The organism is Stenotrophomonas sp. YAU14D1_LEIMI4_1 (genome assembly GCF_003086815.1).
Lineage (GTDB): Bacteria > Pseudomonadota > Gammaproteobacteria > Xanthomonadales > Xanthomonadaceae > Stenotrophomonas.
Window position 1 is genome coordinate 4163787 of the sequence record NZ_CP025997.1, and the last position, 25713, is coordinate 4189499.

The 25713-nt window shown below is 68.5% G+C and carries 26 protein-coding genes; 5 read left to right on the plus strand and 21 right to left on the minus strand.

Translation table 11 applies throughout. The features are described 5' to 3' along the window. Nucleotides 1-10: 10 nt before the first annotated feature. The 17 genes from C1932_RS19090 to C1932_RS19170 all read right to left on the minus strand — a co-directional run bounded on the left by C1932_RS19090 (nucleotide 11) and on the right by C1932_RS19170 (nucleotide 15068). Entirely contained in the window at nucleotides 11-2365 is a 2355-nt protein-coding gene (locus tag C1932_RS19090; RefSeq protein ID WP_199911986.1) for an MMPL family transporter, read from the minus strand. Next, the gene (locus C1932_RS19095) at nucleotides 2358-2987 is read right to left on the minus strand and encodes an outer membrane lipoprotein carrier protein LolA (RefSeq protein ID WP_108751319.1); all 630 of its coding nucleotides are present in this window, start codon (nucleotides 2985-2987) and stop codon (nucleotides 2358-2360) included. The genes C1932_RS19090 and C1932_RS19095 overlap by 8 nt, the downstream gene beginning before the upstream one ends. After that, the gene (locus C1932_RS19100) at nucleotides 2984-3415 is read right to left on the minus strand and encodes an acyl-CoA thioesterase (protein ID WP_108751320.1); all 432 of its coding nucleotides are present in this window, start codon (nucleotides 3413-3415) and stop codon (nucleotides 2984-2986) included. Before C1932_RS19100 ends, C1932_RS19095 begins: the two co-directional genes overlap by 4 nt. Then, nucleotides 3402-4952 carry an aromatic amino acid ammonia-lyase gene (locus C1932_RS19105; protein ID WP_108763216.1) on the minus strand — a complete coding sequence of 517 codons (1551 nt, stop codon included), beginning with the start codon at nucleotides 4950-4952 and terminating at the stop codon, nucleotides 3402-3404. The genes C1932_RS19100 and C1932_RS19105 overlap by 14 nt, the downstream gene beginning before the upstream one ends. Then, the gene (locus C1932_RS19110) at nucleotides 4942-5883 is read right to left on the minus strand and encodes an acyltransferase (RefSeq protein WP_108763217.1); all 942 of its coding nucleotides are present in this window, start codon (nucleotides 5881-5883) and stop codon (nucleotides 4942-4944) included. The genes C1932_RS19105 and C1932_RS19110 overlap by 11 nt, the downstream gene beginning before the upstream one ends. Nucleotide 5884: 1 nt before the next feature. Beyond that, nucleotides 5885-6655: a glycosyltransferase family 2 protein gene (locus C1932_RS19115; protein WP_108763218.1), complete on the minus strand. Its 771-nt coding sequence runs from the start codon at nucleotides 6653-6655 to the stop codon at nucleotides 5885-5887. Then, on the minus strand, nucleotides 6645-8327 hold the full coding sequence (locus tag C1932_RS19120; protein WP_108763494.1) for an AMP-binding protein: 1683 nt from the start codon (nucleotides 8325-8327) through the stop codon (nucleotides 6645-6647). Before C1932_RS19120 ends, C1932_RS19115 begins: the two co-directional genes overlap by 11 nt. Further along, nucleotides 8320-8871 (minus strand): hypothetical protein, encoded by a 552-nt coding sequence (locus C1932_RS19125; RefSeq protein ID WP_108751664.1) that lies wholly within the window; start codon nucleotides 8869-8871, stop codon nucleotides 8320-8322. Before C1932_RS19125 ends, C1932_RS19120 begins: the two co-directional genes overlap by 8 nt. 22 nt (nucleotides 8872-8893) lie before the next feature. Next, a complete protein-coding gene (locus tag C1932_RS19130) occupies nucleotides 8894-9151 on the minus strand; it encodes an acyl carrier protein (protein WP_108751324.1) in 258 nt (85 codons plus the stop codon). Between the two features lie 15 nt (nucleotides 9152-9166). Continuing rightward, nucleotides 9167-9424 (minus strand): phosphopantetheine-binding protein, encoded by a 258-nt coding sequence (locus C1932_RS19135; RefSeq protein WP_005411610.1) that lies wholly within the window; start codon nucleotides 9422-9424, stop codon nucleotides 9167-9169. Continuing rightward, nucleotides 9411-10208 carry a lysophospholipid acyltransferase family protein gene (locus C1932_RS19140; RefSeq protein WP_108751325.1) on the minus strand — a complete coding sequence of 266 codons (798 nt, stop codon included), beginning with the start codon at nucleotides 10206-10208 and terminating at the stop codon, nucleotides 9411-9413. Before C1932_RS19140 ends, C1932_RS19135 begins: the two co-directional genes overlap by 14 nt. Next, the gene (locus C1932_RS19145) at nucleotides 10201-10944 is read right to left on the minus strand and encodes a beta-ketoacyl synthase chain length factor (protein WP_108763219.1); all 744 of its coding nucleotides are present in this window, start codon (nucleotides 10942-10944) and stop codon (nucleotides 10201-10203) included. Before C1932_RS19145 ends, C1932_RS19140 begins: the two co-directional genes overlap by 8 nt. 216 nt (nucleotides 10945-11160) lie before the next feature. After that, nucleotides 11161-12174: a cytochrome d ubiquinol oxidase subunit II gene (gene cydB, locus C1932_RS19150; RefSeq protein WP_108757522.1), complete on the minus strand. Its 1014-nt coding sequence runs from the start codon at nucleotides 12172-12174 to the stop codon at nucleotides 11161-11163. A gap of 1 nt (nucleotide 12175) precedes the next feature. After that, complete coding sequence (locus C1932_RS19155) at nucleotides 12176-13573, minus strand: cytochrome ubiquinol oxidase subunit I (RefSeq protein WP_108763220.1); 1398 nt, start codon at nucleotides 13571-13573, stop codon at nucleotides 12176-12178. A 278-nt stretch (nucleotides 13574-13851) separates the two neighbouring features. Then, the gene (locus C1932_RS19160; RefSeq protein WP_108763221.1) at nucleotides 13852-14061 is read right to left on the minus strand and encodes a hypothetical protein; all 210 of its coding nucleotides are present in this window, start codon (nucleotides 14059-14061) and stop codon (nucleotides 13852-13854) included. Continuing rightward, nucleotides 14058-14702, minus strand: a complete 645-nt coding sequence (locus C1932_RS19165; RefSeq protein ID WP_108763222.1) for a sigma-70 family RNA polymerase sigma factor — start codon at nucleotides 14700-14702, stop codon at nucleotides 14058-14060. The genes C1932_RS19160 and C1932_RS19165 overlap by 4 nt, the downstream gene beginning before the upstream one ends. 36 nt (nucleotides 14703-14738) lie before the next feature. Beyond that, on the minus strand, nucleotides 14739-15068 hold the full coding sequence (locus tag C1932_RS19170; protein WP_108754583.1) for a hypothetical protein: 330 nt from the start codon (nucleotides 15066-15068) through the stop codon (nucleotides 14739-14741). A 167-nt stretch (nucleotides 15069-15235) separates the two neighbouring features. On the opposite strand from C1932_RS19170, the gene C1932_RS19175 reads away from it, so the two are divergent. Genes C1932_RS19175 through hemF form a run of 4 tightly spaced genes read left to right on the plus strand, consistent with a single transcriptional unit; the run spans nucleotide 15236 to nucleotide 19547 of the window. Next, the gene (locus tag C1932_RS19175) at nucleotides 15236-17605 is read left to right on the plus strand and encodes a S9 family peptidase (RefSeq protein WP_108763223.1); all 2370 of its coding nucleotides are present in this window, start codon (nucleotides 15236-15238) and stop codon (nucleotides 17603-17605) included. Beyond that, nucleotides 17602-18021, plus strand: coding sequence for an NUDIX domain-containing protein (locus C1932_RS19180; RefSeq protein WP_108763224.1), 420 nt, complete (start codon nucleotides 17602-17604; stop codon nucleotides 18019-18021). The genes C1932_RS19175 and C1932_RS19180 overlap by 4 nt, the downstream gene beginning before the upstream one ends. Before the next feature lie 34 nt (nucleotides 18022-18055). Next, nucleotides 18056-18619, plus strand: coding sequence for a hypothetical protein (locus C1932_RS19185; RefSeq protein WP_108763225.1), 564 nt, complete (start codon nucleotides 18056-18058; stop codon nucleotides 18617-18619). Nucleotides 18620-18650: 31 nt separating this feature from the next. Beyond that, on the plus strand, nucleotides 18651-19547 hold the full coding sequence (hemF, locus tag C1932_RS19190; protein WP_108751334.1) for an oxygen-dependent coproporphyrinogen oxidase: 897 nt from the start codon (nucleotides 18651-18653) through the stop codon (nucleotides 19545-19547). 454 nt (nucleotides 19548-20001) lie between these two features. Here hemF and C1932_RS19195 read toward each other — a convergent pair whose 3' ends face one another. Together C1932_RS19195 and polA are read right to left on the minus strand one after the other, a co-directional pair. Further along, complete coding sequence (locus C1932_RS19195; protein ID WP_108763226.1) at nucleotides 20002-20487, minus strand: YetF domain-containing protein; 486 nt, start codon at nucleotides 20485-20487, stop codon at nucleotides 20002-20004. A 316-nt stretch (nucleotides 20488-20803) separates the two neighbouring features. Then, the gene (polA, locus tag C1932_RS19200; RefSeq protein ID WP_108763227.1) at nucleotides 20804-23578 is read right to left on the minus strand and encodes a DNA polymerase I; all 2775 of its coding nucleotides are present in this window, start codon (nucleotides 23576-23578) and stop codon (nucleotides 20804-20806) included. A gap of 86 nt (nucleotides 23579-23664) precedes the next feature. Between polA and C1932_RS19205 the strand changes: the two genes are divergently transcribed. Next, the gene (locus C1932_RS19205; protein ID WP_108751337.1) at nucleotides 23665-23949 is read left to right on the plus strand and encodes a DUF2782 domain-containing protein; all 285 of its coding nucleotides are present in this window, start codon (nucleotides 23665-23667) and stop codon (nucleotides 23947-23949) included. Nucleotides 23950-24078: 129 nt separating this feature from the next. On the opposite strand, the gene C1932_RS19210 is transcribed toward C1932_RS19205, so the two are convergent. Together C1932_RS19210 and rtcA are read right to left on the minus strand one after the other, a co-directional pair. Further along, on the minus strand, nucleotides 24079-24525 hold the full coding sequence (locus C1932_RS19210) for a universal stress protein (RefSeq protein ID WP_108754591.1): 447 nt from the start codon (nucleotides 24523-24525) through the stop codon (nucleotides 24079-24081). A 131-nt stretch (nucleotides 24526-24656) separates the two neighbouring features. Further along, nucleotides 24657-25673 carry an RNA 3'-terminal phosphate cyclase gene (rtcA, locus tag C1932_RS19215; RefSeq protein ID WP_108763228.1) on the minus strand — a complete coding sequence of 339 codons (1017 nt, stop codon included), beginning with the start codon at nucleotides 25671-25673 and terminating at the stop codon, nucleotides 24657-24659. Nucleotides 25674-25713 lie beyond the last annotated feature (40 nt).

Sequence of the window (25713 nt, forward strand, 5' to 3'; positions counted from 1 at the left end):
GGTGCCGTTGTCATGCCGGCGGCAGGTCGTGCGGCGGTGGCCGGAACAGCGGCGAGATCAGCCAGACCAGGCCGATGCCGAACAGCAGGGTGAGACCAAACGCGCGCAGCGCCGGGGTCTGCGACAGGCCGAGCAGGCCGAACGACAGCCAGGTGCTGGCCGCGCCCACGCACACCGCCAGCCAGGCACTGGCATCGCCGCGGTGCTCGATCAGGAAGATGCCGTAGTCGATGCCCATGCCCAGCAGCAGCATCAGCGCCAGCACGTTGAACAGCTGCAGCGGCTGCCCGAACAGGCCCAGCAGGCCCAGGGTGAGCGCACCGGCTATCAGCGTGGGTGCGAACACCCGCCACGCCTGGCGGCGATAGCGCAGCCACAGCGCGCCGAACACCAGCGCGATGCCGACCAGCAGCAGGCCGCCCATCAGCTTGCGGTAGTGGCCCAGCAGCTTGGAGAAATCGGCAGTGCGATCGACCCAGCGCACGCCGGGCAGGCCTTCGGCCGCGCCCTGCAGGGTGGCCAGCGCATCGGCACGCGACAGGTCGTCCACCATCACCACGCTGACCTTCTGCCCGCCCACGCTGCCCACCCACAGGTGGCGGAACGGCTTGGACGCTGGCGAGGCCAGGAACGCCTGCGCGGTCAGCGGACCGGCAGCGAAATCCGGGCGCGGCAGCGGTTCGCCCACCGCTTCGCCCACCGCCGACAACACGCCCGGTTCGACCTTCGCGGTCAACGCCGCATCGGCCTGTTGGCGCGCCGGCGACGGCAGCCAATCGCTGATCGCACGGTAGCCACCGATGCGTTTGTCGTGGGCCAGCACGCGCAGGCGCCCGGTCAGCGCTTCTTCGCGCTGCAGCAGCTGTGCGTCATCTTCGCCCTGCACCAGGTAGAACTGCGCCGGGCTGGGCATGCCCAGCAACTGGCTCAGGCGGATCTGTTCGGCCATCAGCGCCGGCGGCGATGACTGCAGGCTGCGCAGATCGTCGTTGCTCTGCAGGCGCGCGATGCCGATGGCCGACAGCGCCAGTGCAGCGACGATGAATACCGTGACCGGGCGCGTACCGTGCAGGCGCGGGAAGCGCTCCAGGGTGTTGCCCAGCCACTGCGAGAAACGGGTCTGGCGGATGTCACCACCGTCCAGCCACGGGAACCAGAAGATCACCGTCAGGAACGCAGCCGCCAGGCCCACCACCGAGAACAGCGCCATCTGCCGCAGGCCGGGGAACGGGGCCAGGCCCAGTGCCAGGTAGGCCAGCGCGCTGGTCAGCAGGGCCAGCCACAGGCCGGGCAGCAGGTGCCGCAGCAGCTTCCAGCGGCGGTCCGCCGGTTCGGCCTGGCGCGAGGCAAACCAGTGGATGCCGTAGTCCTCGGCCACGCCCACCAGCGATGCACCGAAGACCAGGGTCAGCACGTGGACCTTGCCGAACACCAGCACGGTGACCGCCAGCGCCACGCCACAGCCGATCAGCAACGAGGCGGCCACCAGCAGGATGGGGCGCAGCGAACGGAACGCCAGCCAGACCAGCAGCAGCACGGCGGCCAGCGAGCCCCAGCCGATGGTGTTGATTTCCTGGTTGGCCTGCACGGCCGCCGCTTCGGCATGCAGCGGCACGCCGGCATGCAGGATCTCCAGATCCGGCGCGGCGGCCTTGGCGGCCTGGCCGGCACGTTCCAGCAGGCCGTCGATATGGCGTTCGCCATCGAGCTGGAACGCCGAGCCCGGCGTATCGAACTGCAGCGCGGCCCAGTGCTTGCCTTCGGCTTCCAGCAGGCCGTCATCGCCCAGGCGCAGGCCCGAACCCTGTGCCTGCTGCTGCCACCACTGCGGCCACAGCGACAGCGGGTCCTGCCGCCAATCGGTCAGCCGCGGTGCGCCCATCGGCCCGTACAGCGCGCCCAAGGCCTGTTCGGCCAGCGCACCCGGTTCGGCCTGCTGCAACTGTTCGCGCTGGCCTGGGGTCAGCAGGCGGTCGCGGTACGGCGCGTAGAACGCGCGCGCTTCATCGAACCAGCCTTCGATCGAGCCACTGGGGACCAGCAGCCCGCTGTCGGCATCGCCGGCCATCGCCGTGGCGAAGGCCGCCTGCGCGCGCTTGGCGGCGGCGCCATCGGTACTGCCCAGCAGCACCACCACCTGGCGCGAACTGCCATCGGCAATGCGCCGGGTGACATCGCTCAACAGGCGATCATGTGCATCCTGCGGTAACAGCGCCAGGATGTCGGTGTCGATCCGCGACTGTTCGCTCCACAGCCGCCACTGCTGCACGCCCAGCACCAGCAGCACCAGCAGCCAGGCAATGCCCAGCCAGTGCCACCAGCGGCGCAGGCGGTCCGCTCCGTTCGCGCTACCCAGATCAGTCAAAGCGGCGCGCCTCGTCGGCATTCAACGTGGCCGGTGCTTCGCTCAGCGCGCTGAACTGGATCTGCGTGCGGTCCTTGTTGGCCTCCACGATCTGCACCTGGCGCACGTAGCGGTCGCCCTGCAGGGTCAGCGATTCGAAAGCCTTGGCCAGCATCGCCGACTTCGGGGTCAGCTTCAGCGTCCAGCCCTGCCCTTCGCGGCTGGCCTGCACATTGAACTGGCTGGACAGCGCCTGCACGTCACCGCTCATCAGCGCGAACATGATCGCGTTCACCGAGCGCATGGCCGGCTGCTGCCGCGCATCCAGTTCGACCCGGGTGCTGCCGTCGCGCTGGCGGCTGAGGATGCGGTCGGCGGTGACCACCACTTCCGAGGGGAAGGGCTTGAGCGTGGTCCAGATGACGCCGTGCTGGCGCGCGACCACGAACTGGCCCTGCGAACGCAGCGGGTTCTTGAAGCCGCTGACCTGCTTTTCCTGGGTGAACTGGCCACGCAGCACGTCCGGCCGCGCCACCGCCTGGGTGATCGCATCCACCGCCGGGTCGGCGGCCTGGGCCAGCGGCGCGGCGGCCAGCAGCAACGCGCACAGCAGCGCGCGCGGAACAGTGAACAGGGTCTTCATGGTGCAGGCACTCCCAGGCGCTGCCACAGCACCGGCGGGCACTGGTACAGCATTTCCTTGCTGGCCGCGTCCACCGCGACCTGGATGGTCATTGCACGGGTCAAGCGCTGGCCGCTGCCCGCATCGAAGATTTCGTACTCGATCTTCAGCCGGTTTTCCCATTCCACGATGCGCGCCACGATGCGCAGCGGCTGGTTGAACAGCAGCGGGCGCACGTACTTCACCCGTGCATCGACCACCGGCCACAGGTAGCCCGATTCGAGCATCTGCGGGTAGTCGTAGTCGTAGCGGCCGAGCAGCGCGCAGCGCGCGATCTCGAAATACTTGAAGTAGTTGCCGTGCCAGACCACGTTCATCGGATCGCAGTCATGGAAGGCGGGGGTCAGGGTGATTTCCCCGACCAGTTCCGTGTGTTCATTCACCGGCATACAGTTCCCAGCGTTGCGCGCGGATCTCCACCAGCAGTTCCCGCAGTTCGCGATCCAGCGCGCGGTCTTCTTCGACCAGGGCGATGCGCTGCCCCAGGTCGGCGTACATGTCGGCCAGACTGCCATGCAGCTGCGCGTTCAGGCCAACCCGTTCGCGCAGGGCCAGGCCCTGGCGGGCGGCGATCAGCATGGCCGCCACCACCTGCTCGGTCAGTTCGATCACGCGCAGGCAGTCGCGCGCGGCGATGGTGCCCATGCTGACCTTGTCCTGGTTGTGGCATTCGGTGGAACGCGAGAACACGCTGGCCGGCATGGTCTGCTTCAGGGCTTCGGCGGTCCACGCCGACACGCTGATCTGCAGCGCCTTCAGGCCATGGTTGATGGCCGCGCGCGGGCCGGTGGCCGCCGACAGGTTGGCCGGCAGGCCGTGGTTATAGCGGGCGTCGACCACCAGCGCCAGCTGCCGGTCCAGCAGGTCGGCCACGTTGGCCACGGTGTTCTTCAGCGTATCCATCGCCAGCGCGATGTGGCCACCGTAGAAATGACCGCCATGCAGGATGCGCTCGCCGTCGGCATCGATCAGCGGGTTGTCGTTGGCGCTGTTCAGTTCGGTTTCGATCAGCTGGCGCAGGAACGGCAGGCTGTCTTCCAGCACACCGATCACGTGCGGCGCACAGCGCAGCGAATAGCGGTCCTGCAGGCGCTGTTCGTTGCGCGGCGGGCGCTCGCTGTGCAGGTCGCTGCGCAGGCGCGCGGCAATGCGGCCCTGGCCGGGGTGCGGCTTGGCGGCGAACAGGGTTTCATCGAAGTGGTGCGCGTTGCCGTCGCTGGACAACACGTTGAAGGCGGTCAGGCGCGTGGCCATGCGGGCCAGGTAGTCGGCGCGCTGCCAGGCCAGGCAGGCCAGGCCGGTCATCACCGCGGTGCCGTTCATGATCGCCAGGCCTTCCTTCGGGCGCAGCTTCAGCGGGGTCATGCCGATCTTCGCCAGCACCGGACCGGCCGCCTGTACCTGGCCTTCGAACAGCACCTCGCGCTCGCCACACAGCACGGCGGCCACGTAGGACAGCGGGGTCAGGTCACCACTGGCGCCGACCGAGCCTTCGGCCGGGATCAGCGGCAGCACGTCGTGCTGCAGCAGGGTGGCCAGGCCTTCCAGCAGCGGCACGCTGACGCCGGACATGCCGCGCACCAGCGAGGCCAGGCGCGCGGCCAGCACGGCGCGCGTTTCCGCCGGGTCCAAGTAACGGCCCAGGCCGCAGCCGTGGTAGGTGTACAGGTGGTGCGGCAATTCAGCCACCAGCGCCGGCGGAATGTTCACCGTGCACGAATCGCCGTAGCCGGTGGTCACGCCATAGATCACCCCGTCCTCGCGCAGCAGGCGGTCGAGGAAATCGGCGCCGCGCTGGATGTGCGCGCGGAACGCGGGCGCTTCGCTCAGGGCGGCCTCGCACTGGCGCTGGGCCAGCGCCACCACGTCTTCAATGGTCAGCGGTGCATCACCGAAACGGCATACGGGTACGGCGTCAGTCGTCATGGGGGGCCTGATCCCAGAAGGGGAAGAAATTGAACCAGTCCAACGGGGACTGGATGACCTGGAGTTCCAGCCAGCGCGCGAAGCGCTGCGCCTGTTCGGCCAGGGCGGCATCACGCGAGCCGCGCGGCAGCACCACGCGTTCGGCGAACTGTTCAAATGCCACGCGATAGCCATCGCCATCGTGCAGGCAGGACATGGTGTAGACCGGGCAGGCCAGCGCAGAGGCCAGCACATAGGCACCAATCGGGAACGGCGCGCGGTGGCCCAGGAAATCGGCCATCACGCTGCGACCGCCCTGCACCGGCACACGGTCGCCGACGATGGCCACGAAGCCGCCGGCGGCGACCTTGTCGGCCAGCAGCATCGCCGTGGCCGGGCCCATTTCCGTCACCTGCACCAGCTCCACCGCGGCCAGCGGGTCCAGCCGCTGCAGCAGGCGATTGAAGCGCTGCGCATGGGCGGTGTGCACCAGCACGGTAATGCGGAAGCCGGGCACCTGTTCGGCCAGCACCTGGCACAGTTCCAGGCAGCCGATATGCGCGGTCAGGATCAGGCCGCCTTCGCGGCGCGCGATCTTGCCCAACACCAGGTCGCGCTGCAGGTGGATGCGTTCGGGCGGGTAGCGCCCACCCAGGCCCAGCAGCTTGTCCAGCAGGGTATCGGCGAAGCTGAAGAAGTGGCGCAGGCTGTCGCGCCAGGTGGGCGCATGGCCCAGCGCACCGCTGTGCGCCTGCAGCCGCTGCAGGTACTGCATCGACGCCTGGCGGCCGACACGGTTGCCCAGCCAGTGGCAGGCCACCACCGGCCACACGCACAGGTGGAACGGCCAGCGCCCGAACCAGCGGTGCACCCAGCACAGGAACAGCACACCGGCCACCGAGGTGGATTCACCGATGTCGGCCCAATGCGGTGCGTCCTGCGTGCGCGCCATGTCAGCCCTGGCCCCGCAGGCGGCGCCACAGCATGCGCGGCGCGCGCGGCAGCATGCCGAAGAACAGGCGGGTGTGCATGCGGCTGATGCGCACGTTGTCGCGCCACACATCGAAGTGCGACACACCATCGGCCGGATAGGTCACGCGCGTGGCCAGGTGCTCCACCGGCACCTGCCGCCAGTACAGGCGGACCATGATTTCGGTATCGAAATCCATGCGCCGGCCGATGGTTTCCTGGCCGACCAGGGCCAGCACCGGCGGCAGCGGATACACCCGGAAGCCACACATGGTGTCGCGCAGGTGCAGCGACAGCGTGTTGATCCAGACCCAGATATGGGTGGCGTAGCGACCGTACAGGCGCGCCTTGGGCACGCTGGCATCGTAGGCGGGAATGCCGCAGATCACCGCCTGCGGGCGGGCCCGGGCAGCGGCGATGAAGCGCGGCAGATCGCCAGTGTCATGCTGGCCGTCGGCATCGATCTGCAGCACATGGCTGTAGCCGAGCCGGGCCGCTTCGGCAAAGCCGGCCAGCATGGCGCCGCCCTTGCCCTGGTTCTGGTCCAGCCGCAGCAGATCGACGCCGGGCTGCGTGGACAACGCGTGCAGCACGGCCGCGCACGCAGGCGATGATCCATCGTCCACCAGCAGGCACGGCAGGCCCGCGGCCTGCACGCCCTGCACCACGGCGCCGATGGCGTGTTCGTGGTCGTACACGGGAATGACCACCAGCGGCGCGAAGGCGCCCCCGGTTGGCGCCGGCTCAGTGCGCATCGGTCAGGATCACCTTGCCGCTGGCATGCACGCCGTGCAGGGAGGTGTAGCGGAAGGTCAGCACGCCGCGCGGCGCATCCCAGTCCAGCTGCAGGGTCAGTTCGTCGCCGGGCCGCGCCACCTTCTGGAACTTCACCACGTCCATGCGCACGAAGCCGGCCGGCAGATCGAAGGCCTGGCGGCCGAAGCGCACCGCCCAGTCCAGCTGGGCCACGCCGGGCAGGATCGCCGCCTGCGGGAAGTGGCCCTGGAACGCACGCAGCGCCGGGGCCAGGGTCATGCGCAGGGTCGCGCTGGCGTCGCCGCGCTGGTCCCACTGCGGCACCGGCAGCAACGGCTGGAACAATGCCGCCAGCGCCGCCTGGGTCACCTTGCCCTGGGCATTGATCGGCAGTGCCTGCACCAGCCGCCAACGGCGCGGGCGGGTCACCGCATCATGGCCCTGCGCCAGGCGGGCGCCCAGCCGCTGGCCCAGTGCGCGACGCGCGGCATCACCGGCCTCGGCCAGCGCCGGATCGGCGGGCACCACCACGGCGGCCAGTTGTTCACGGTGCCCCTGCAGCACCAGCACGCGCGCGTCCTCCACTTCGGGGTCTTCGCGCAGGGCGCGTTCCAGCGCGTCCAGCGAAACCCGGCGCTCTTCGATCTTGACGATGCGGTCGGCACGCCCCAGCAGGCGGAAGCGGCCATCGGCCAGGGCTTCCACCCGGTCCTGGGTCCGCCACCAGTCGGCGCTCTCCAGATGCGCCGAGGCCACGGCCAGGCAACCTTCTTCAATGCGCCACTGCACGCCCGGCAGCGGCTGCCACGGCGGCATGTCGGTGTCCCAGCGGCGCCAGGCGATGCCGCCGGTCTCGCTGCTGCCATACACCTCGGTGGGTGCCACGCCCAGCCAGCCGCGCACCTGTCGTGCGGCGTCTTCGGGCAGCGGGCCGCCGGAAGAAAACACTGCGCGCAGGCGCCCATGCAGGCTCGCCCAGTCCAGTTGTTCGGGCAGGCGCTTGAGGTGCGCCGGGGTCGCCACCAGCACGCTGTCGGCGGCGGCCAGGGTCGCGACCAGGTCTTCATGGAAGAACCGCCGCGGCTGCACCGGCCGCCCCGCCGCCAGCGGCCACAGCACGCGGAACAGCAGGCCGTAGATATGCTGGTGGGACACGGTGCCGTGCACCTGCGCGCCCTCCACCTGCGCACCGAAGGCCGCCTGCAGCGCATCGACCTCGCGCGCCAACTGGTCCATGCGCTTGCTGATCGCGCTGGGCTGGCCGGTGCTGCCGGAGGTGAACACGCACAGTTCGCAGGCGCGCTCATCCAGCGCGTGCAGCGCGCCATCGATCGGAGCAGCGGGAACCAGCGGCCGGTAATCGGCCGAGACGTCGCCGGCAAAGCCTGCGACCTGCGGCTGCAGCGCCTGCAGGGTGGCCGGCAGGTTGTCGGCGGCCAGGAACACGCGCTTGCCGGCATGCCACGCGCCGAACAGCGCCGCGGCGAAGGCGATGGCATCGTCGAAATACAGCGCCCAGTCGCGGCCATCGGCTGCGGCGAACGCGTCACGCCAGGCCACCACACGCTGGCGCAGCACGCTGTGGTCCAGCGCCACCTCGCCACACAGACCGACCGGGCGACCCGGCTGCGCGGTGACCATCAGGCGGTCCAGGGCGATCCACTCAGCCATGCGCATGTGCCGCCTTCACCCGCCGCCGCACCAGCCATTCACCTGCAAACAACACGCCCATCATCACGTACGCCAACAGTCCGTTGTAGAGCATCCAGACCCGATCCGACGCGTACAGCGCGGTGAGCAGGGCCAGGCCTCCGTTGAAAACAAAAAAGCCGCACCACACCTGGGTGACGCGACGGGTATAGACCACCGCGAACGGTGGCAGATCCGGTTCCTGCAGGCGCGCCAGGCGCTCCACCAGCGGCGGGCCGAAGCGCAGGCTGGTGGCGAACACGCACAGCATCACCACGTTCACCAGCGCGGGGTACAGCTTCAGCGGCAATGCCTGGTTGAGGACGGTGGCCAGCCCGGCCAGCAGGCCGGCACCGGCGGCGGCGGCCCACCACAGCGGTTGCCGGGTGGTCAGCGCGCGCAGCAGGGCCAGGCCGAACAGCAGCAGCGACAGCCAGCGTGGCTCGAAGCGGCCCATCGCGGCGTACACCAGCACGGGGTAGGCCAGCGAAAGCGCTGCCACCACGACCACGCGTGCCCGAGCCATGGCCGTGCCGTCTGCGCTGCAGTCAGGCGGCAGCCTGACCAGGCAGCAGGCCATGCACGACATCGACGATGTCCTGCACGGTGCGCACGGCCTTGAAGGCTTCCGGCTGCAGGTTGCGGCCCAGCAGCGGCTTCAGCTGCACGATCAGGTCGACCGCATCGATGCTGTCGATGTCCAGGTCGTCATACAGGCGCGCCTCCGGGGTGATCCGGGCCGGCTCGATCTCGAAGCTGTCGGTCAGGATGCGGACGATGCGCTCGAAAAGTTCATTCTTGGTCATGGCTGTTCCTGCGCCTTACGACTGGCGGGCGGCGACGAACTCGCCGAGCGCGCGCACGCTGGAGAAATGGCGACGGGTTTCTTCAGAGTCGGCCGAGAGGCTGACACCGTACTTCTTCTGCAGCGCCAGGCCCAGTTCCAGCGCATCGATCGAGTCGAGGCCCAGGCCTTCAACGAACAGCGGCGCGGTCGGATCGATGTCCTCCGGCGTGATGTCCTCCAGTGACAGCGAGGAAATGATCAATTCCTTGATCTCGTGCTCAAGTGCTTGCACGGGTCGGATCTCCAGACAGGTCGAAATAACGAGTGAGGTGGTCGGTGACGCGACGGGCCGCCAAGGCATCCCCCCTCGGCGAGTCATCTTCGGCCAGGAACGGCGCGATCGCGATATCTTCGCCGATCTGCAGCTGAACGTGAAAACGACGTGAGGGCACACGATACCACTTCTGGCCCTTGGTCAGCGTGGGCGGGGTGCAGGTAATGCGCACCGGGGTGATGTCCAGCCGGCCGCGCACGGCAATGTTGGCCGCGCCGCGCTGCAGGCGCAGCGGCTGGCCCGGCACGGTGCGGGTGCCTTCCGGGAAGATGACCAGGGTGCCGCCGGCGTGCACGGCTGCCACGCAGTCATCCACCAGCCCGGCGCCATCGTCGTTGGCGATGTAGCCAGCGGCGCGCACCGGGCCGCGCATGAACGGGTTGCAGGCCACCGCCCGCTTCACCACGCAGTCGGCGTTGGGCAACAGGGCGATCAGGCAGACCACGTCGATCAGTGTGGGGTGGTTGGCCAGCACCAGCAGGCCGTCGCGCTGCAGGCGCTCGCGTCCTTCCACGTGCAGGGTCATCACCCCCAGCCGGCACATCAGCCAGACGTGGCTGGCAAACGCGCCCTGCACCACCCGTCGCGCACGCCGTCGCCGCGCCACCGGGTCGCGCATCAGCAGCAGCAGGGGCATTACGAACACGCCCAGCAGCAACCCGCCCACACCGAAGGCAGCAAAGCTCAGGCCGGTGCCGAACACCCGCCAGGCGTGATCGAGGCGGCGCAGCGCCTCAGACACGGCGGCTCCAGCACCAGCGCTGGCCCTGGCTGACGTGCTCCAGGCTGGCGTCCTGGCCAAGCAGGAAGCGGTGCAGGTCCAGCGCGTGCGGCAGCAGGCCCGGGGCGGTCTGCGGCTCGCCCTCGGCCGCCTGCCAGGCCAGGCGCAGGCCGGTACCGGCGGCGGCGACCGGTGCCAGTCGCCAGCACCAGGCGAAGAACGGGTCGGGTTCGTCGGCGAATTCCGCGTAAACGTCGGGCAACGGCGATTCGTAGACCACGATGCGCACTTCCGGCGCACCATCGGCCAGCAGCCCCACCGCTTCCAGGCAGGCCGCTTCCACGGTGGCCTGGCCGGCGGCCAGCGCCAGGTAGTTGCCGCGGTGGCCGCGGGCGATGGAATACAGCGCGGCGATGGCGTTGTGCACCGACAGCCCGAAGCCGGTGGGCGACAGCGGCTCGTTGGCCGCCAGCGAGCCCAGCAGTTCCATTGAACGGGCAACGTCCCCATGGCGGCTGGCGAACACCAGCGGCACCTGGCTGTCGGCGCCCTGCCCGTCTTCGCACCAGCAGGCGGTCTGGATGGCCATGCGGCCCAGGCGCTCGATGCGGCGCCGCTGCATGGCGGGAATTTCGGCCAGCGCAGGCGTGCCCTCACCCTGCGGCAGGAACGGCGTGCGGGCCCAGTCCATCCATTGGCTGCGTTCGGTCAGCCCGGGTGCCCAGGCAGCCCAGTCGACTACGGAAAATTCAATCATTACCGGTGATGTTTGGATGGGCAAACAATAGGCACGAGCCATTTACGGCGACGCGCGGCAGCCCCCCATTCCTGCAGCCGTGCGTCCGTCCAGGACGTCGCCGGCAGCCCCCCTGGCGGCCGGAAAGGAGCGCACGCTAGCACGTCCGGCGCAGGGAATACATGTTTCACAAACCCCAACGGGCAGCGGTCACCGTCCGCTGCCGTGGGTCACGCCTCAGTGGTAACCGGCGCCGGCGTGCACCTTGCCGCGGAACACCCGGTACGACCATGCGGTATAGCCCAAGATGACCGGCAGCAGCATCACCAGCCCGACCAGGCTGAAGCCCAGCGACGAGGCCGGGGCCGCGGCCTGCCACAGGGTCATCGACGGCGGCAGCAGGTAGGGCCACATGCCCAGCACCAGACCGGCGAAGCCGAGCACGAACAGGCCCAGGCTGAGCAGGAACGGCGGCAGGTCGCGGCGCGGGTGGGTGGCACTGCGCCAAAGCGCGGCCGCCACCGCCAGGGTCAGCAGCGGAACGGGCGACAGCCACCAGAAGTTGCCATCACTGAACCAGCGGTCCATCAGCCGCGAGTGCAGGAACGGCAGCCAGCTGCTGACCAGGCCCATCGCCACGATCACCGCGGCCACCAGCGGCCGGGTCAGCTGCCGCGCCAGTGCCTGCACGCGCCCTTCGGTCTTCAGGATCAGCCAGGTGCTGCCCAGCAGCGCGTAACCGGCCACCAGCGCGGCACCGGTCAGCATCGCGAACGGGCTGAACCAGACGAACGCCCCACCGCTGAAGCGACCCTCCAGCAGCGGAATGCCCTGCACCAGGGTGCCCAGGATCACGCCCTGGGCGAAGGTCGCCAGCAGCGAGCCCAGGCCGAAGGCCACGCTCCACAGCCGCCGCGAACGGTGCGCCTTGAAGCGGAATTCAAAGGCCACGCCGCGGAACACCAGCGCCACCACCAGCAGCAGCACCGGCAGGTACAGCGCTGACAGCAGCACCGCATAGGCCTTGGGGAACGCGGCCAGCAGGCCGGCACCGCCCAGCACCAGCCAGGTTTCGTTGCCGTCCCAGATGGGCGCGGCAGTGTTCATCATCAGGTCCAGCTGTTCCTCGTCTTCGGCGAACGGGGCCAGGATGCCGATGCCCAGCACGAAGCCATCCAGCACCACATACATCAGCACGCCGAAGCCGATCACCGCGAACCATGCCACCGGCAGCCAGGTCATCAGGTCCATCTCAGCGCTCCTCCAGCGGTTCATCGGCCGCCGACAGCGGGCGCGCCGGGGTGTGGCTGCCATGGTCCAGCGACGGCCCGTGGTCATGGGGCTGGGGGCCATGGCGCAGGATCTTCACCAGGTACCAGATGCCCCAGCCGAACACGAAGGCGTAGCCGACCACGTAGACCGCCAGCGACAACGCGGTCATCCACGCGCTCTGCGGACCCACTGCATCGGCGGTGCGCAGCACGCCGTACACCACCCAGGGCTGGCGGCCCATCTCGGTCACGAACCAACCGGACACCAAGGCGATGAAGCCGCTGGGCAGCATCCAGTTCCAGCCGCGCAGCAGCCACGGCGAATCCAGCAGCTTCTTCCGCCACAGCTGCACGGCTGAGACCCAGGCCAGCAGCAGCATCAGCGTGCCCAGCCCGACCATGATGCGGAAGGCGAAGAACACCGGCGTCACCGGCGGCCGCTCGCTGGCCGGTACCGACGTCAGCGGATCGAAGGTGCCGTCCAGTGAATGGGTCAGGATCACGCTGCCCAGCTTGGGGATGGCCACTTCGAAATCGTTGCGCTGCTCTTTCTCGTTGGGCAGGGCGAACACCACCAGCGGCACGCCTTCGCCTTCCTTGCTTTCGTGCCAGTGCGCCTCCACCGCGGCGATCTTCATCGGCTGGTGCTTCAGCGTGTTCAGGCCATGCATGTCGCCGACGAAGATCTGCACCGGCACAGTCAGCGCGGCGAAGGCCACGGCGGCGATCAGCATGCGTCGCCCAGCTTCGACGTGCGTGCCCTTGCGCAGGTACCACGCGCCCACGCCACCGATCACGAAACAGGTGGTGATGAACGAGCCCAGCGCCATGTGCGCCAAGCGGTACGGGAAGGACGGGTTGAACACCACCTGCCACCAGTCCACCGGGTGCACGATGCCGTTGATCATTTCGTAGCCGGCCGGCGTATGCAGCCAGCTGTTGGATGACAGGATCCAGAAGGTGGAGAACAGCGTGCCCAGCGCCACCATGCAGGTGGACAGGAAGTGCAGGCGCGGCGAGACCCGGCCCCAGCCGAACATCATCACGCCCAGGAAGCTGGCTTCCAGGAAGAACGCGGTCAGCACTTCATAGGTCAGCAGCGGGCCGATCACGGTGCCGGCCACTTCGCTCAATCGCGGCCAGTTGGTGCCGAACTGGAAGGCCATGACGATGCCGCTGACCACGCCCATGCCGAAGGACACGGCGAAGATCTTCTGCCAGAAGAAGTAGAGATCGCGCCAGACGGGCAACTTCGTGCGCAACCAGCGCCATTCAACGAAGGCCAGCCAGCTGGCGGTGCCGATGGTGAAGGCGGGGAACAGCACATGGAAACTGATGACGAATCCGAACTGGATCCGCGACAACAACAACGCGTCCAAGGGACGCCTCCTGCCGGGTACGGGTGGGATACCGGACCACTTTAGGAGGATTTGGTTAAGGTGGGATGCGACCGGGTGACGCGCTGCTTCACTATGTCGCAGGGGCGGTCAGACACCGCCGGGCATGGCCGCGCCCCATGACCGGCGGGCGCCGATCCGACGAACGCATCGCCATGCGCGGGGACCCTGCCCCTGGGCCCGGTGCCGATTCGCCGGGCATGGCCCGGCGCTACCCTGCAATCGGCCGAGGAAGCACCGGGCCATGCCCGACGGGGGCTTCACCGCCAGAAATACCAGGCGCCGGCGGCCAGCAGCGCACACACCAGCAGCACCTGCACCACCACGTAGCCCACGCCGCTGTCGCGGGTTTCCGTCTGCAACCGCTGCCGCAGCGCCTCGCTCACATCGGGCACGGCGTCCTCCTGCTCGCGCAGCGCGCGCGACAGCGCGCGCGCATCGGCATCGCGGGGGTCGTTGGCTTCGCTCACAGCAGCTCTCCGGCGGTGGCGTGTCGGGTCAGGTCCTGCTTCAGGATCTGCCGCGCGCGGTACAGGTGGCTCTTGATGGTACCGCGTGGCAAGCCGGTCACCTGCTCGATCTCGACCAGGTCGAAATCCTCCAGGTAGTGCAGGCCCACGATCAGGCGCTGCGGCGGGGTCAGCCGTTCCAGCGCCGCGCCGAGCTGGCGTCCAGCCTGCAGCGCCTCGCTCAGTTCCGCCGGGCCGCGGCCTTCGTCACCCACGCCCAGCTCCTCCGGCACGTCCACCGCCACCATCCACTGCGCCTCCAGACGCCGCCGGCGCAGGTACTGCAGCGCCGTGGTGTAGGCCACCCGCGAAACCCAGGTACGTAGCGATGATTCAAAGCGGAAGCGGTGCAGCTGGCGGAACACCGCCAGGAAGGTTTCCTGCAGCAGATCGGCCACCTGGTCGCGGTCGCCGACCATGCGCCCGATCACGTGCGCGCAGGTGCGCTGATGGGCCTGCACCAGCAGCGCAAACGCCGGCTGCGAGCCATCGATGATCGCCCGCACCAGCGCGCGGTCGTCGTCAGCGTCCGGCAGAGGCGCTACGGTGACGTCGCAGCGACGCCCCCGCAATGCGGCCAGTGCTCCGCCCAGCAGGCTCATGCGCGGGGCGCCCCCTGTGCCCGTGGCATGCCCGCCTCAGCCCTTGCGCAGCGCAGGACGAGTGAAATGCCAGGCCAGCAGCTGGCCCAGCCCGGCACTGCCGGCCAGCGCGGCGGCCGCGCCAAAGGTCAGCTCGCGCGCGCCCATCGCCTCCAGCAGGCCCATGGCCACGGCCAGGCTGACCAGGCTGATGCCCCAGCGCAGTGCGCCCTGGCGGCGGCGCTCTTCTTCCAGCACCGCCAGCGAACGGATCACCTCCTCCGGCACGTGCGGAGCGACCAGCTTGCTGCGGGCGCGGGCATCGGCCAGGGCATGGATCGCATAGGCGATGCAGATGAAGAGGGTGATCGGAATGAGTTCCTGCATGGTCGGGCTCCTGTACGGTGGATGATGCGGGTTCAGGAGATTGGATGCGCAGGACCGGCGACCGGTTGCATGGCTTTGCCGATCCCGCTGCCATGACCTGTGGCCCCCTCCCCCGGCGCGGGCGGCTGCTACCCTTGCCCGGTTTCCTCTTCTGGTGCCGTCCGCCCATGTCCCGAGTGCTGCCCCTGTCCCTTCTGCTGTCGGCCATCCTGGCCGCACCGGCCGCGCATGCCGCGCCCACGCCGATCACCATCGAACAGGCCATGGCCGACCCGGACTGGATCGGTCCGCCGGTGGAAAAGGCCTGGTGGTCGTGGAACAGCCAGCAGGTGGAGTACCAGCTCAAGCGCAATGGCAGCCCGGTGCGCGACACCTTCCGCCAGCCGCTGGCCGGTGGCGCCGCCGCGCAGGTGGCCGATGACCAGCGCGGCAGCCTGGACGTCGCCGATCCGGTCTACGACCGCACCCGCAGCCGCAGCGCCTTCGTGCGCAATGGCGATGTGTTCGTGCGCGACCTGCGCAGTGGCGCGCTGACCCAGCTGACCCGCAGCAACGAGCGTGCCACCGGGGTGAACTTCGCCGCCGACAACGGCGTGATCTGGCGCGTGGGCCAGAACTGGTTCCACTGGACCGCCGCCAGCGGCGTGCAGCAGGTGGCCAGCCTGAAGGCCGACAAGGACCCGGCCAGCAAGCCCAAGGATGACCTGCTGCGCGACCAACAGCTGCGCACCCTGGAAACCCTGCGCCGCGACCGTGACCAGCGCGAAGCGCTGAAGGACCAGGATCAGCGCTGGCGCCAGGCCGACCCGACCCGCGCGGCCGCACCGATCTACCTGGGCGCCGACGTGGAGATCGTCGACAGCCTGCTGTCGCCGGACCTGGGCCACCTGATCGTGGCCACCAAGGCCAAGGATTTCGATGACGGCCGCACCAGCAAGATGCCGCTGTACGTGACCGAATCGGGCTACGAGGAAACCGAAGACACCCGCACCCGCGTCGGCCGCAATGGCTTTGAGCCGCACACCCTGTGGTTCGTGGACGTGCGTACCGGCAAGGCGCAGAAGCTGTCGCTGTCGGGCCTGCCGGGCATCGGCACCGACCCGCTGGCCGAGCTGCGCCGCAAGGCCGGCAAGGACGCGCTGAAGGGCGACCGTAGCGTGCAGGTGATGAGCGACTTCATGGGCGGCGGCATGCGCTGGAGCGCCGATGGCCAGCAGGCCGCGGTGATGCTGCGCGCCAACGACAACAAGGACCGTTGGATCGTCAGTGTGGGCAACGATGGCCGCGTGCAGAACCGCCACCGGCTGACCGACAACGCCTGGATCAACTGGGGCTTCAACGATTTCGGCTGGATGGCCGACGGCCGCACGCTGTGGCTGCTTTCGGAGGAATCGGGCTACTCGCACCTGTACACCCAGGCCGGCACGGCCAAGCCGCAGGCGCTGACCGGCGGCAAGTGGGAAACCTCCGCGCCGGTGCTGTCGGCCGACGGCAAGGGCTTCTACTTCCTGTGCAACCAGCAGGCCCCGCACGACTACGAAGTCTGCGCAGTCGACACCGGCAGCCGCCAGGTGCGCGAACTGACCAGCCTGAACGGCGTGGAAGACTTCTCGCTGTCGCCGGACGGCCAGCAGCTGCTGGTGCGCTATTCCGGCGCCTACCTGCCGCCGCAGCTGGCGGTGGTGCCGAGTACCGGTGCTGGCCAGGCCCGCGTGCTGACCGACACCCGCACCGCCGAATACAAGGCGCGTGAGTGGGTGCAGCCGAAGCTGGTGGCGGTGCCGTCCAAGCACGGCGCCGGCGTGGTCTGGGCCAAGTACTACGAACCCGAGCACAAGGAACCGGGCAAGAAGTACCCGATCGTGATGTTCGTGCACGGCGCCGGCTACCTGCAGAACGTGCACCAACGCTACCCGGCCTATTTCCGTGAGCAGATGTTCCACAACCTGCTGGTGGAAAAGGGCTACATCGTGCTTGACATGGACTACCGCGGCAGCGAGGGCTACGGCCGCGACTGGCGCACGGCCATCTACCGCAACATGGGCCACCCGGAACTGGAAGACTACAAGGACGGCCTGGACTGGCTGGTGGACACCCAGCAGGGTGACCGCGACCATGCCGGCATTTACGGCGGCTCCTACGGCGGTTTCATGACCTTCATGGCGCTGTTCCGTTCGCCGGGCACGTTCAAGGCTGGCGCCGCACTGCGCCCGGTGGTGGACTGGAACAACTATAACCACGCCTACACCAGCAACATCCTGAACACCCCGGACATCGACCCGGAGGCGTACCGCACGTCCTCGCCCATCGAGTACGCGCAGAACCTGCAGGACAACCTGCTGATCGCCCACGGCATGATGGATGACAACGTGTTCTTCCAGGATTCGGTGCACCTGACCCAGCGCCTGATCGAGCTGCACAAGGACAACTGGTCCATCGCGCCGTACCCGCTGGAGCGCCACGGCTATACCCGTGCCGATTCCTGGCTGGACCAGTACAAGCGCATCCTCAAGCTGTTCGAGCAGAACCTGAAGTGAGCGACGCCGCGGCCACGATCCAGATCGTGGCCGCGGTCATCCTGGATGACCGCGGCCGGGCGCTGGTGGTGCGCAAGCACGGCGCCCAGCGCTTCATCCAGCCCGGTGGCAAGCCCGAGCCCGGCGAAGCGGCGCTGACCGCGCTGGCGCGCGAGCTGCACGAGGAACTGGGCGTGCAGCTGCAGCCTGATTCGGCTCTCGCGCTGGGCCGCTTCCAGGACTGGGCGGTGAACGAACCCGGCCACCGGGTGCAGGCAGATGCCTGGTGGGTACAGGTGGCGGGCACGCCCCGCGCGCAGGCCGAAATTGCCGAACTGGCCTGGGTGCCGCTGCAGCCGCCGCACGGCCTGCCCTTGGCACCCTTGAGTGAACACCATATCCTGCCGGCGGTCGCCGCCCTGGCGACGGCCCGCTGACCTGGCGGGCGCCATCGCAGCGCAAGGACACCGGATGTCTTCCTCCATTCCCGATCTTCCCTCGCCGGCCGCGGCCCCGCGCAACAGCTGGGTGAAACCGCTGGCACAGGGCTCGTTCTGGCTGTGCCTGCTGATGGTGGTCTACTTCCTGGGCCAGGCCGTGGTGGCGGCCGTGCTGGCGCCGACCGCGCTCTGGCAGGCGCTGGTGAAGCTGGCCTGGGAAAACCAGCTGGATGGCAGCCTGCTGTGGATGCTCGCGCACCCGGTGGCGACGTCCCTGATCGCTGCGCTGCTGTGCCTGGGCTCCACCCTGGCCAGCTGGGGCCTGTGGCGCGAGCGCCGCTGGGGCCTGTGGGCCTTCGTATGGGCGCTGGCCCTGAGCGCACTGGCCAACTTCGTCATCACCTGGTGGCTGGATGGGGTGATGCTGCAGTTCATCGGGCTGGCCGCCAACGATGCCGAGCTGCAGCAGCAGCTGCAGGTGCAGCGCCTGCTGATGACGCTCACGCTGCTGGGCACCTCGGTGCTGTTCGCCGGCCTGCAGGGCTGGCTGGGCTGGCGCCTGCTGCGCCCGGACATCCGCGCGCGGTTCCACTGAACGGCGCGGTCGCTGCGGTAAAGTACGCGGTATGAACGAATTCGAGCGCGTGCGCGCCTACCTGACCGACCTGCAGGACCGCATCTGTGCGGCCATTGAAGCCGCCGATGGCAGCGCGCGCTTCCAGGAAGACCTGTGGCAGCGCGCCGAGGGCGGTGGCGGGCGTACCCGCGTGCTGCGCGACGGTGCGGTGTTCGAACAGGCCGGCATCGGCTTTTCCGATGTCTGCGGCAGCCGCCTGCCGCCGTCGGCGTCGGCCAACCGGCCGGAGCTGGCGGGCGCATCGTGGCGCGCCACGGGCGTGTCGCTGGTGTTCCATCCGCTGAACCCGCACGTGCCCACCACCCACGCCAACGTGCGCTTCTTCCAGGCACAGCGCGACGGCGAAGTGGTGGCCAGCTGGTTCGGCGGCGGCTTCGACCTGACCCCGTTCTATCCGCAGGACGAGGACGTGCAGCACTGGCATGGGGTGGCCCGCGACCTGTGCGCCCCGTTCGGTGAAGAACGCTACGCCGCCCACAAGCGCTGGTGCGACGAGTACTTCTTCCTGCGCCACCGCAACGAAACGCGCGGCGTGGGCGGGCTGTTCTTCGACGACCTGCACGGCGATTTCGAACGCGATTTCGACTATCTGCGCGCGGTGGGCGATGGCTTCCTGCAGGCCTACCTGCCGATCGTGCAGCGACGCAAGGATGCCGCCTACGGTGAACGCGAGCGCGAGTTCCAGCTGTACCGTCGCGGCCGCTACGTGGAGTTCAACCTGGTCTACGACCGCGGCACCCTGTTCGGGTTGCAGAGCGGCGGCCGCAGCGAAAGCATCCTGATGAGCCTGCCGCCGCGCGTGCGCTGGGAATACGGGTTCAGCCCCGAAGCCGGCAGCGCCGAGGCGCGCCTGGCCGATTACCTGGTACCGCGCGACTGGGTGTAACGCAACGCCGCAATGCCCGTAGCGTCGAGCTTGCTCGACTGCTTTTCGCACGGCGCCAACCGCAGTCGAGCAAGCTCGACTCTACCGGAGCGGGGCTTGCGGTCGGGACCGCGCGGCTGGGTGTAACGCCACGCCGCAATGCCCGTAGCGTCGAGCTTGCTCGACTGCTTTTCGCATGGCGCCAACCGCAGTCGAGCAAGCTCGACTCTACCGGAGCGGGGCTTGCGGTCGGGACCGCGCGACTGGGTGTAACGCAACGCCGCAATGCCCGTAGCGTCGAGCTTGCTCGACTGCTTTTCGCATGGCGCCAACCGCAGTCGTGCAAGCTCGACTCTACCGGAGCGGGACGCACGGTCGAGTGCGTTCGACATTGCGGGCGCGGGGCGTAGCGTCGAGCACGCGCGATGTTGCGAGGGCGGGGCGCACGGTCGGGCACGCGCTGCATCGCGCGGTATCACGCGGCCGTCTTCTGCCGTGGAATGATGGTGATATGGCCGTTGTTCTCCAGCAGCGCCAAAGCTACTTCTTCCACGCCCAGGCAGCCCTGCTGGCGCAGCGCGGCTTCCACGTCGGCGCGGGTCACCTGTTCACGGCGCAGCACGCTGTCGAACCAGCGCCCATCACGCCCGATCACCACCGGCTCGCCTTCGATCACCCGCTCCATGCGCCGGCTGCGCGTGGTCAGCCAGCCCACGGCGTAGTTCAGCAGGATCAGCGTGGCCGCCAGCAGCAGGCCACCGCCCAGTGACGTATCACTGCCCAGCAAGGCGTTCTGTACAGCGTTGCCCAGCAGCACGATCAGCAGCACGTCGAACGGGGTGATCTGCCCCAGCGCGCGCTTGCCGCCCAGCCGCACCATGCCCAGCACCACGGTGTAGACCACCACCGCGCGCAGGATGAATTCCCACCACGGCATGGCCAGTGCGAACAGGTCGTGCATTGCCGGTTCCCCTACGGAGCGATGGCCCAGCGTGGCGCAGCAGGGCACAAATAAAAAGCCCCGCTGACCAGGGGGAGGTCAACGGGGCCGGGGAACGGGCGCTTGGGGAGGAGCCCCCGTTCCGAGATCTGCTCCAGGGGATGGGAGAGATCCACAACAGGCGTTGCGCCTGTCGAGAGTTATAGAAGCACTCCGAACACTAACGGTTCGTGAAGGGCGCCCATTTAATCGTGCGCCTATCCATAAACATTCATCTTCGAGTCAGAAAATCCCCTGAGATGAATGAATTCACGTCGTTAATGGCCCGAAATGCGACTCAGTGCGCTTCGTCCCAGTTGCTGCCAATGCCGGTATCGACCACCAGCGGCACCCGCAACTGTGCCGCTTGCGACATGTGTTCGACCACGTGCTTACGCAATTCCTCTGTGAAACCGGCCGCGCTTTCGAAGACCAGTTCATCGTGCACCTGCAGGATCATCCGCGCCGGTGCCCCGCTGTCGCGCAGCCACTGGTCCACGGACACCATCGCCCGCTTGATGATGTCCGCCGCCGTGCCCTGCATGGGGGCGTTGATGGCCGCCCGTTCGGCGCCGGCGCGCAGGCCCTGGTTGCGGGCGTTGATGTCGTTCAGGTACAGGCGGCGGCCGAACAGGGTTTCCACATAGCCCTGCTCGCGCGCCTGCTGGCGCATGCGTTCCATGAAGTCACGCACGCCCGGGTAGCGGCTGAAGTACAGCGCCACATAGTCCTGCGCCTGGCCGCGGTCGATGCCCAAGTTGCGGGCCAGGCCGAAGGCGCTCATGCCGTACATCAGGCCGAAGTTGATGGCCTTGGCGGCGCGGCGCTCGTTGGGCGTCACCTCGTCCAGGGTGCGGCCGAACACTTCGGCGGCGGTGGCACGGTGCACATCCGCGCCCTGCTCGAAGGCGCGCACCAGGCCCGGGTCTTCGGACAGGTGGGCCATGATGCGCAGCTCGATCTGCGAATAGTCGGCCGCCAGCAGCTGGCAGCCTTCCGGGGCGACGAAGGCGCGGCGGATACGACGGCCATCGTCGGTGCGGATCGGAATGTTCTGCAGGTTCGGGTCCGACGAGGACAGGCGGCCGGTGGCGGCGCCGGACTGGTGGTAGCTGGTGTGCACGCGACCGGTGTCCGGGTTCACCATTTCCGGCAGCTTGTCGGTGTAGGTGCTGCGCAGCTTGGCCAGGCCACGGTATTCCAGGATCACACGCGGCAGCTCGTGCTGGTCGGCAATGGCCTCCAGTGCTTCCTCGTTCGTGCTGGGCTGGCCCTTGGGGGTCTTCACCACCGCCGGCAGCTTCAGCTCGTCGAACAGCACGGCCTGCAGCTGCTTGGGCGAATCCAGGTTGAAGCTGCGGCCGGCCAGTTCGGTGGCCTTCTGCTGCGCGGCCAGCATGCGCGAGGACAGGTCCTGGCTCTGCCGGCGCAGTTCGGCGGTGTCGATGTGCACGCCGTTGGCTTCGATGGTGGTCAGCACCGGCACCAGCGGCATCTCGATGCTGCGGTACACGCTGTCCAGGCTCGGTTCGGCCAGCAGCTGCGGGCGCAGCGCGTGGTGCAGGCGCAGGGTGATGTCGGCGTCCTCGGCCGCGTAGCGGCTGGCTTCGTCGATACCCACCTGCGAGAACGGAATCTGCTTGGCGCCCTTGCCGGCCACATCCTCGAACTTGATGGTGTTGTAGCCCAGGTAGCGCAGGGCCAGCGAATCCATGTCGTGGCGGGTGGCCGTGGAATTGAGCACGAAGCTCTCAAGCATGGTGTCGTCGTGGTAACCCTGCACCTCCACGCCGTGGCGGCGCAGCACGTGCAGGTCGTACTTGCCATGCTGGCCCAGCTTCTTCTTCGCCGGGTCCTGCAGCAGCGGGCGCAGCGCGTCCAGCACCTGCTGCAGCGGCAGCTGTGCCGGCGCGCCGGGATAATCGTGGCCGACCGGAATGTAGGCGGCCTTGCCCGGCTCCACCGCCAGGCTGATGCCGACCAGGCGCGCACGCATTGCGTCCAGCGCATCGGTTTCGGTGTCGAAGCTGATCAGCTCGGCCTGCTGCAGGCGCTGCACCCAGGCCTGCAACTGCTCGTCGGTCACCACGGTTTCGTACTCGCCCGGTGCGGCCAGCGCCGGGTCCAGTTCACCTGCCGCCGGCGCTTCGGCGCTGCCGCGGGCGAAACCAGCGGCGGTACCGCGCAGGCTGGGGGTGGCTTCGCTGGCGGCGGCCGGGGCCGGCAGCGGCGCACCCAGCTCCTTCAGCGCCTGGGTGAAGCCGTAGCGCGCGTAGAGCTCCGTCAGCACCGGTACGTCCTGCTCGCGCAGCGCCAGCGTGGACGGGCTCGCTTCCAGCTCCACGTCGGTACGGATGGTCACCAGATCGCGGTTCAGCGGCAGGCGATCCAGCGCCGCGCGCAGGTTTTCACCGATCTTGCCCTTCATGGTCGGCGCGGCGGCCATCACCCCGTCCAGCGTCTGGTATTCGGCCAGCCACTTGGCCGCGGTCTTCGGGCCGCACTTCTCCACACCCGGCACGTTGTCCACGGTGTCGCCCATCAGCGCCAGCAGGTCGATGATCTGGTCGGCACGCACGCCGAACTTGTCCATGACGGCCGCGTCCGAATCCATGCGGCTGCCGGTCATGGTGTTCACCAGTTCGATGCCCGGGCGCACCAGCTGGGCGAAATCCTTGTCGCCGGTGGAAATGGTCACCTTCAGGTCCTGCGCCACGCCCTGCAGGGCCAGCGTGCCGATCACATCGTCGGCCTCCACGCCGGGAATGCGCAGGATGCTGATGCCCAGCGCTTCGACGATGCGGCACATCGGTTCCACCTGGCTGCGCAGGTCGTCGGGCATGGGCGGGCGGTTGGCCTTGTACTGGTCGTACAGGTCATCGCGGAAGGTCTTGCCTGGCGCATCCACCACGAAGGCGACGTAGGCCGGGCGCTCCTTCAGTGTGGACCGCAGCATGTTGACCACGCCGAACAGCGCGCCGGTGGGTTCACCCTGTGCATTGGACAGGGGCGGCAGCGCGTGGAACGCGCGGTACAGGTAACTGGACCCGTCGATCAGGACTAATCTGCTCATGCGGCGATTCTACGCGCCCGCGCCTGCACGGCGGCGACACGGTGATGGGGCATAATCAAGACCCGTTCCAGGCAAAGGCCCTGCCGATGAAGACCCTGATGCTGGCGTCCGTGCTCCTGCTTGCTGGCTGCGCCAGCATGGGCGGTGCCGGCGCTCCCCCGGTGGACGTGAAGGGGGCCGAAGTGTCCAGCCGCACCATGGACAACGGCGATACCATCGAGGAGTACCGCGTGTCCGGCCAGCTGCGCATGGTCAAGGTCACCCCGTCGCGGGGCGCACCGTTCTACATGTATGACCGGAACGGCGACGGCCGCATGGACAACGACAAGGATGGCGTGTCGCCGGTGTATTGGAAGCTGTACAGCTGGTGATGCAGCGCGGGGTCCGATCCCTTTCCGCAGGAAAGGGCTCTGACCCCAGCACGCCCGAACGCCACAAAAGATGAAGCCGGTACGCATCCTGCGCACCGGCGTCGGTCCTCTCCCCGGGAACGCGTGAATTCAGCGGATGACCAGCACCGGCAGCGAGCTGCGCGCCAGCACTTCGGCGGTCTGGCTGCCCAGCAGCACGCGGGTCACCCCACGGCGGCCGTGCGAGGTCATCACGATCAGATCGCTGTTGCGATCAGCGGCGGTTTCGATGATGCCGTCGGCCGCGTAGCGGTCCAGCACATGCACCGGGTTGGCCTTGATGCCCTGTTCGGCAGCCTTGGCCAGCGCCGGCTGCAGCACCTTCTGGGCCCCTTCCTCGCGGTCGGCCTTGTACTCGGGGCTGTTCATGTAGCCCACGCTCCAGCCCATGGCGTCGTACATGCCGACGGCCCACGGCTCGGACACGGTCACGATATCGACCTCGGCATTGAGGTCCTTGGCCAGCTCCAGGCCCTTGGCCAGGCCCTTGTCGGCCAGCTCGGAACCGTCGGTGGCGATCAGGATACGCGTGTACATGATGGGGCTCCGTGGCGATCTGCCGAATGGGAACACCACCATTACACAGCCGATGTGCACGCCGCGCCTTGAGCAGGATCAATGCGCGGGGTTGACGCCCGCCGGGCATCGCACGGCGGGGCGCTGGGCAGCTACGCCTCGACGGTCACCCGCCAGGCGCCATCCTGTGGCTGCCAGTCGAATTCCACCGGCAGGAACTTCTCGATCAGCCGGGCGTTGCTGGCCAGGTGATCGCTGATGACGTGGGTGGTGAAGGCGCCGCCGCCGGCCAGGGCCATCGGCAGCAGCAGCTGGTCGGACAGGTATTCACCCACGTAGGCGTTGCCCTGCAGGTACTGCTGCACGCGTGCGGACAGGCGAGCGCCTACCTGTTCGGCACTCACCCCGCGCTCGCCGTGGCCATCGAACACTTCCACGTGGCTGCCATGCTGCACGCGCACCAGGGCGACATTGCCCGGGCCCAAGGCCGGGCGGATCGACTGCACGTGACGCGGGTGCGGATCGACGCCCAGGGTGTCGGCCAGCACCTGCAGCTCGCGCAGGCCGATGCTGCTGGACAAGCCGGACATCAGCACCTGCGCCTGCATCGACTCCAGGGCCGGCCGCTGCTCCAGCTGCGGTGCCTGCAACGCGGCGCACGGCTGCACCTGCACTTCAATCACGCCACCGCCGGCCGGGTGGAAGCCATGCTGCAGCAACTGCATTTCGGCCTGCACGCCCATGCGCGCCAGTGACGGCAGGTAGCTGTCGGCGATGAAATCGGCGCTGGGCGCCAGCGGGTTGTGGGTGCCACCTTCCAGCCGCAGGCGCGAGGGTTGCTGCGCGCGCCACAACGCCGGCAGCACGGTCTGCAGCACCAGCGTGGCCGAACCGGCACTGCCGGTGGCGAAGTGGTAGTCGCCAGCGCTCACCACGCCGGGCTCGAAGCGCAGCGAGGTAGCACCCAGCGCAGCACCATGCGTGCAGGCGTTGCCCACCCGTGCAGCGGCATTCACCGCGGTCAGGTGCTGGCGCATCAGCCCCGGCTTGCGCCGGATCGCACGGATGTTCTGCAGGGTGAAGCCAATGCCTGTGCACAGGCTCAGGGTCAGGGCCGAGCGCAGCAGCTGCCCGCCGCCCTGCCCGCCATCGAGTTCAATCATGTCCATGTATGGGTTCCTCCATCCTGCCGCGCGCGGCGCAGTGTAC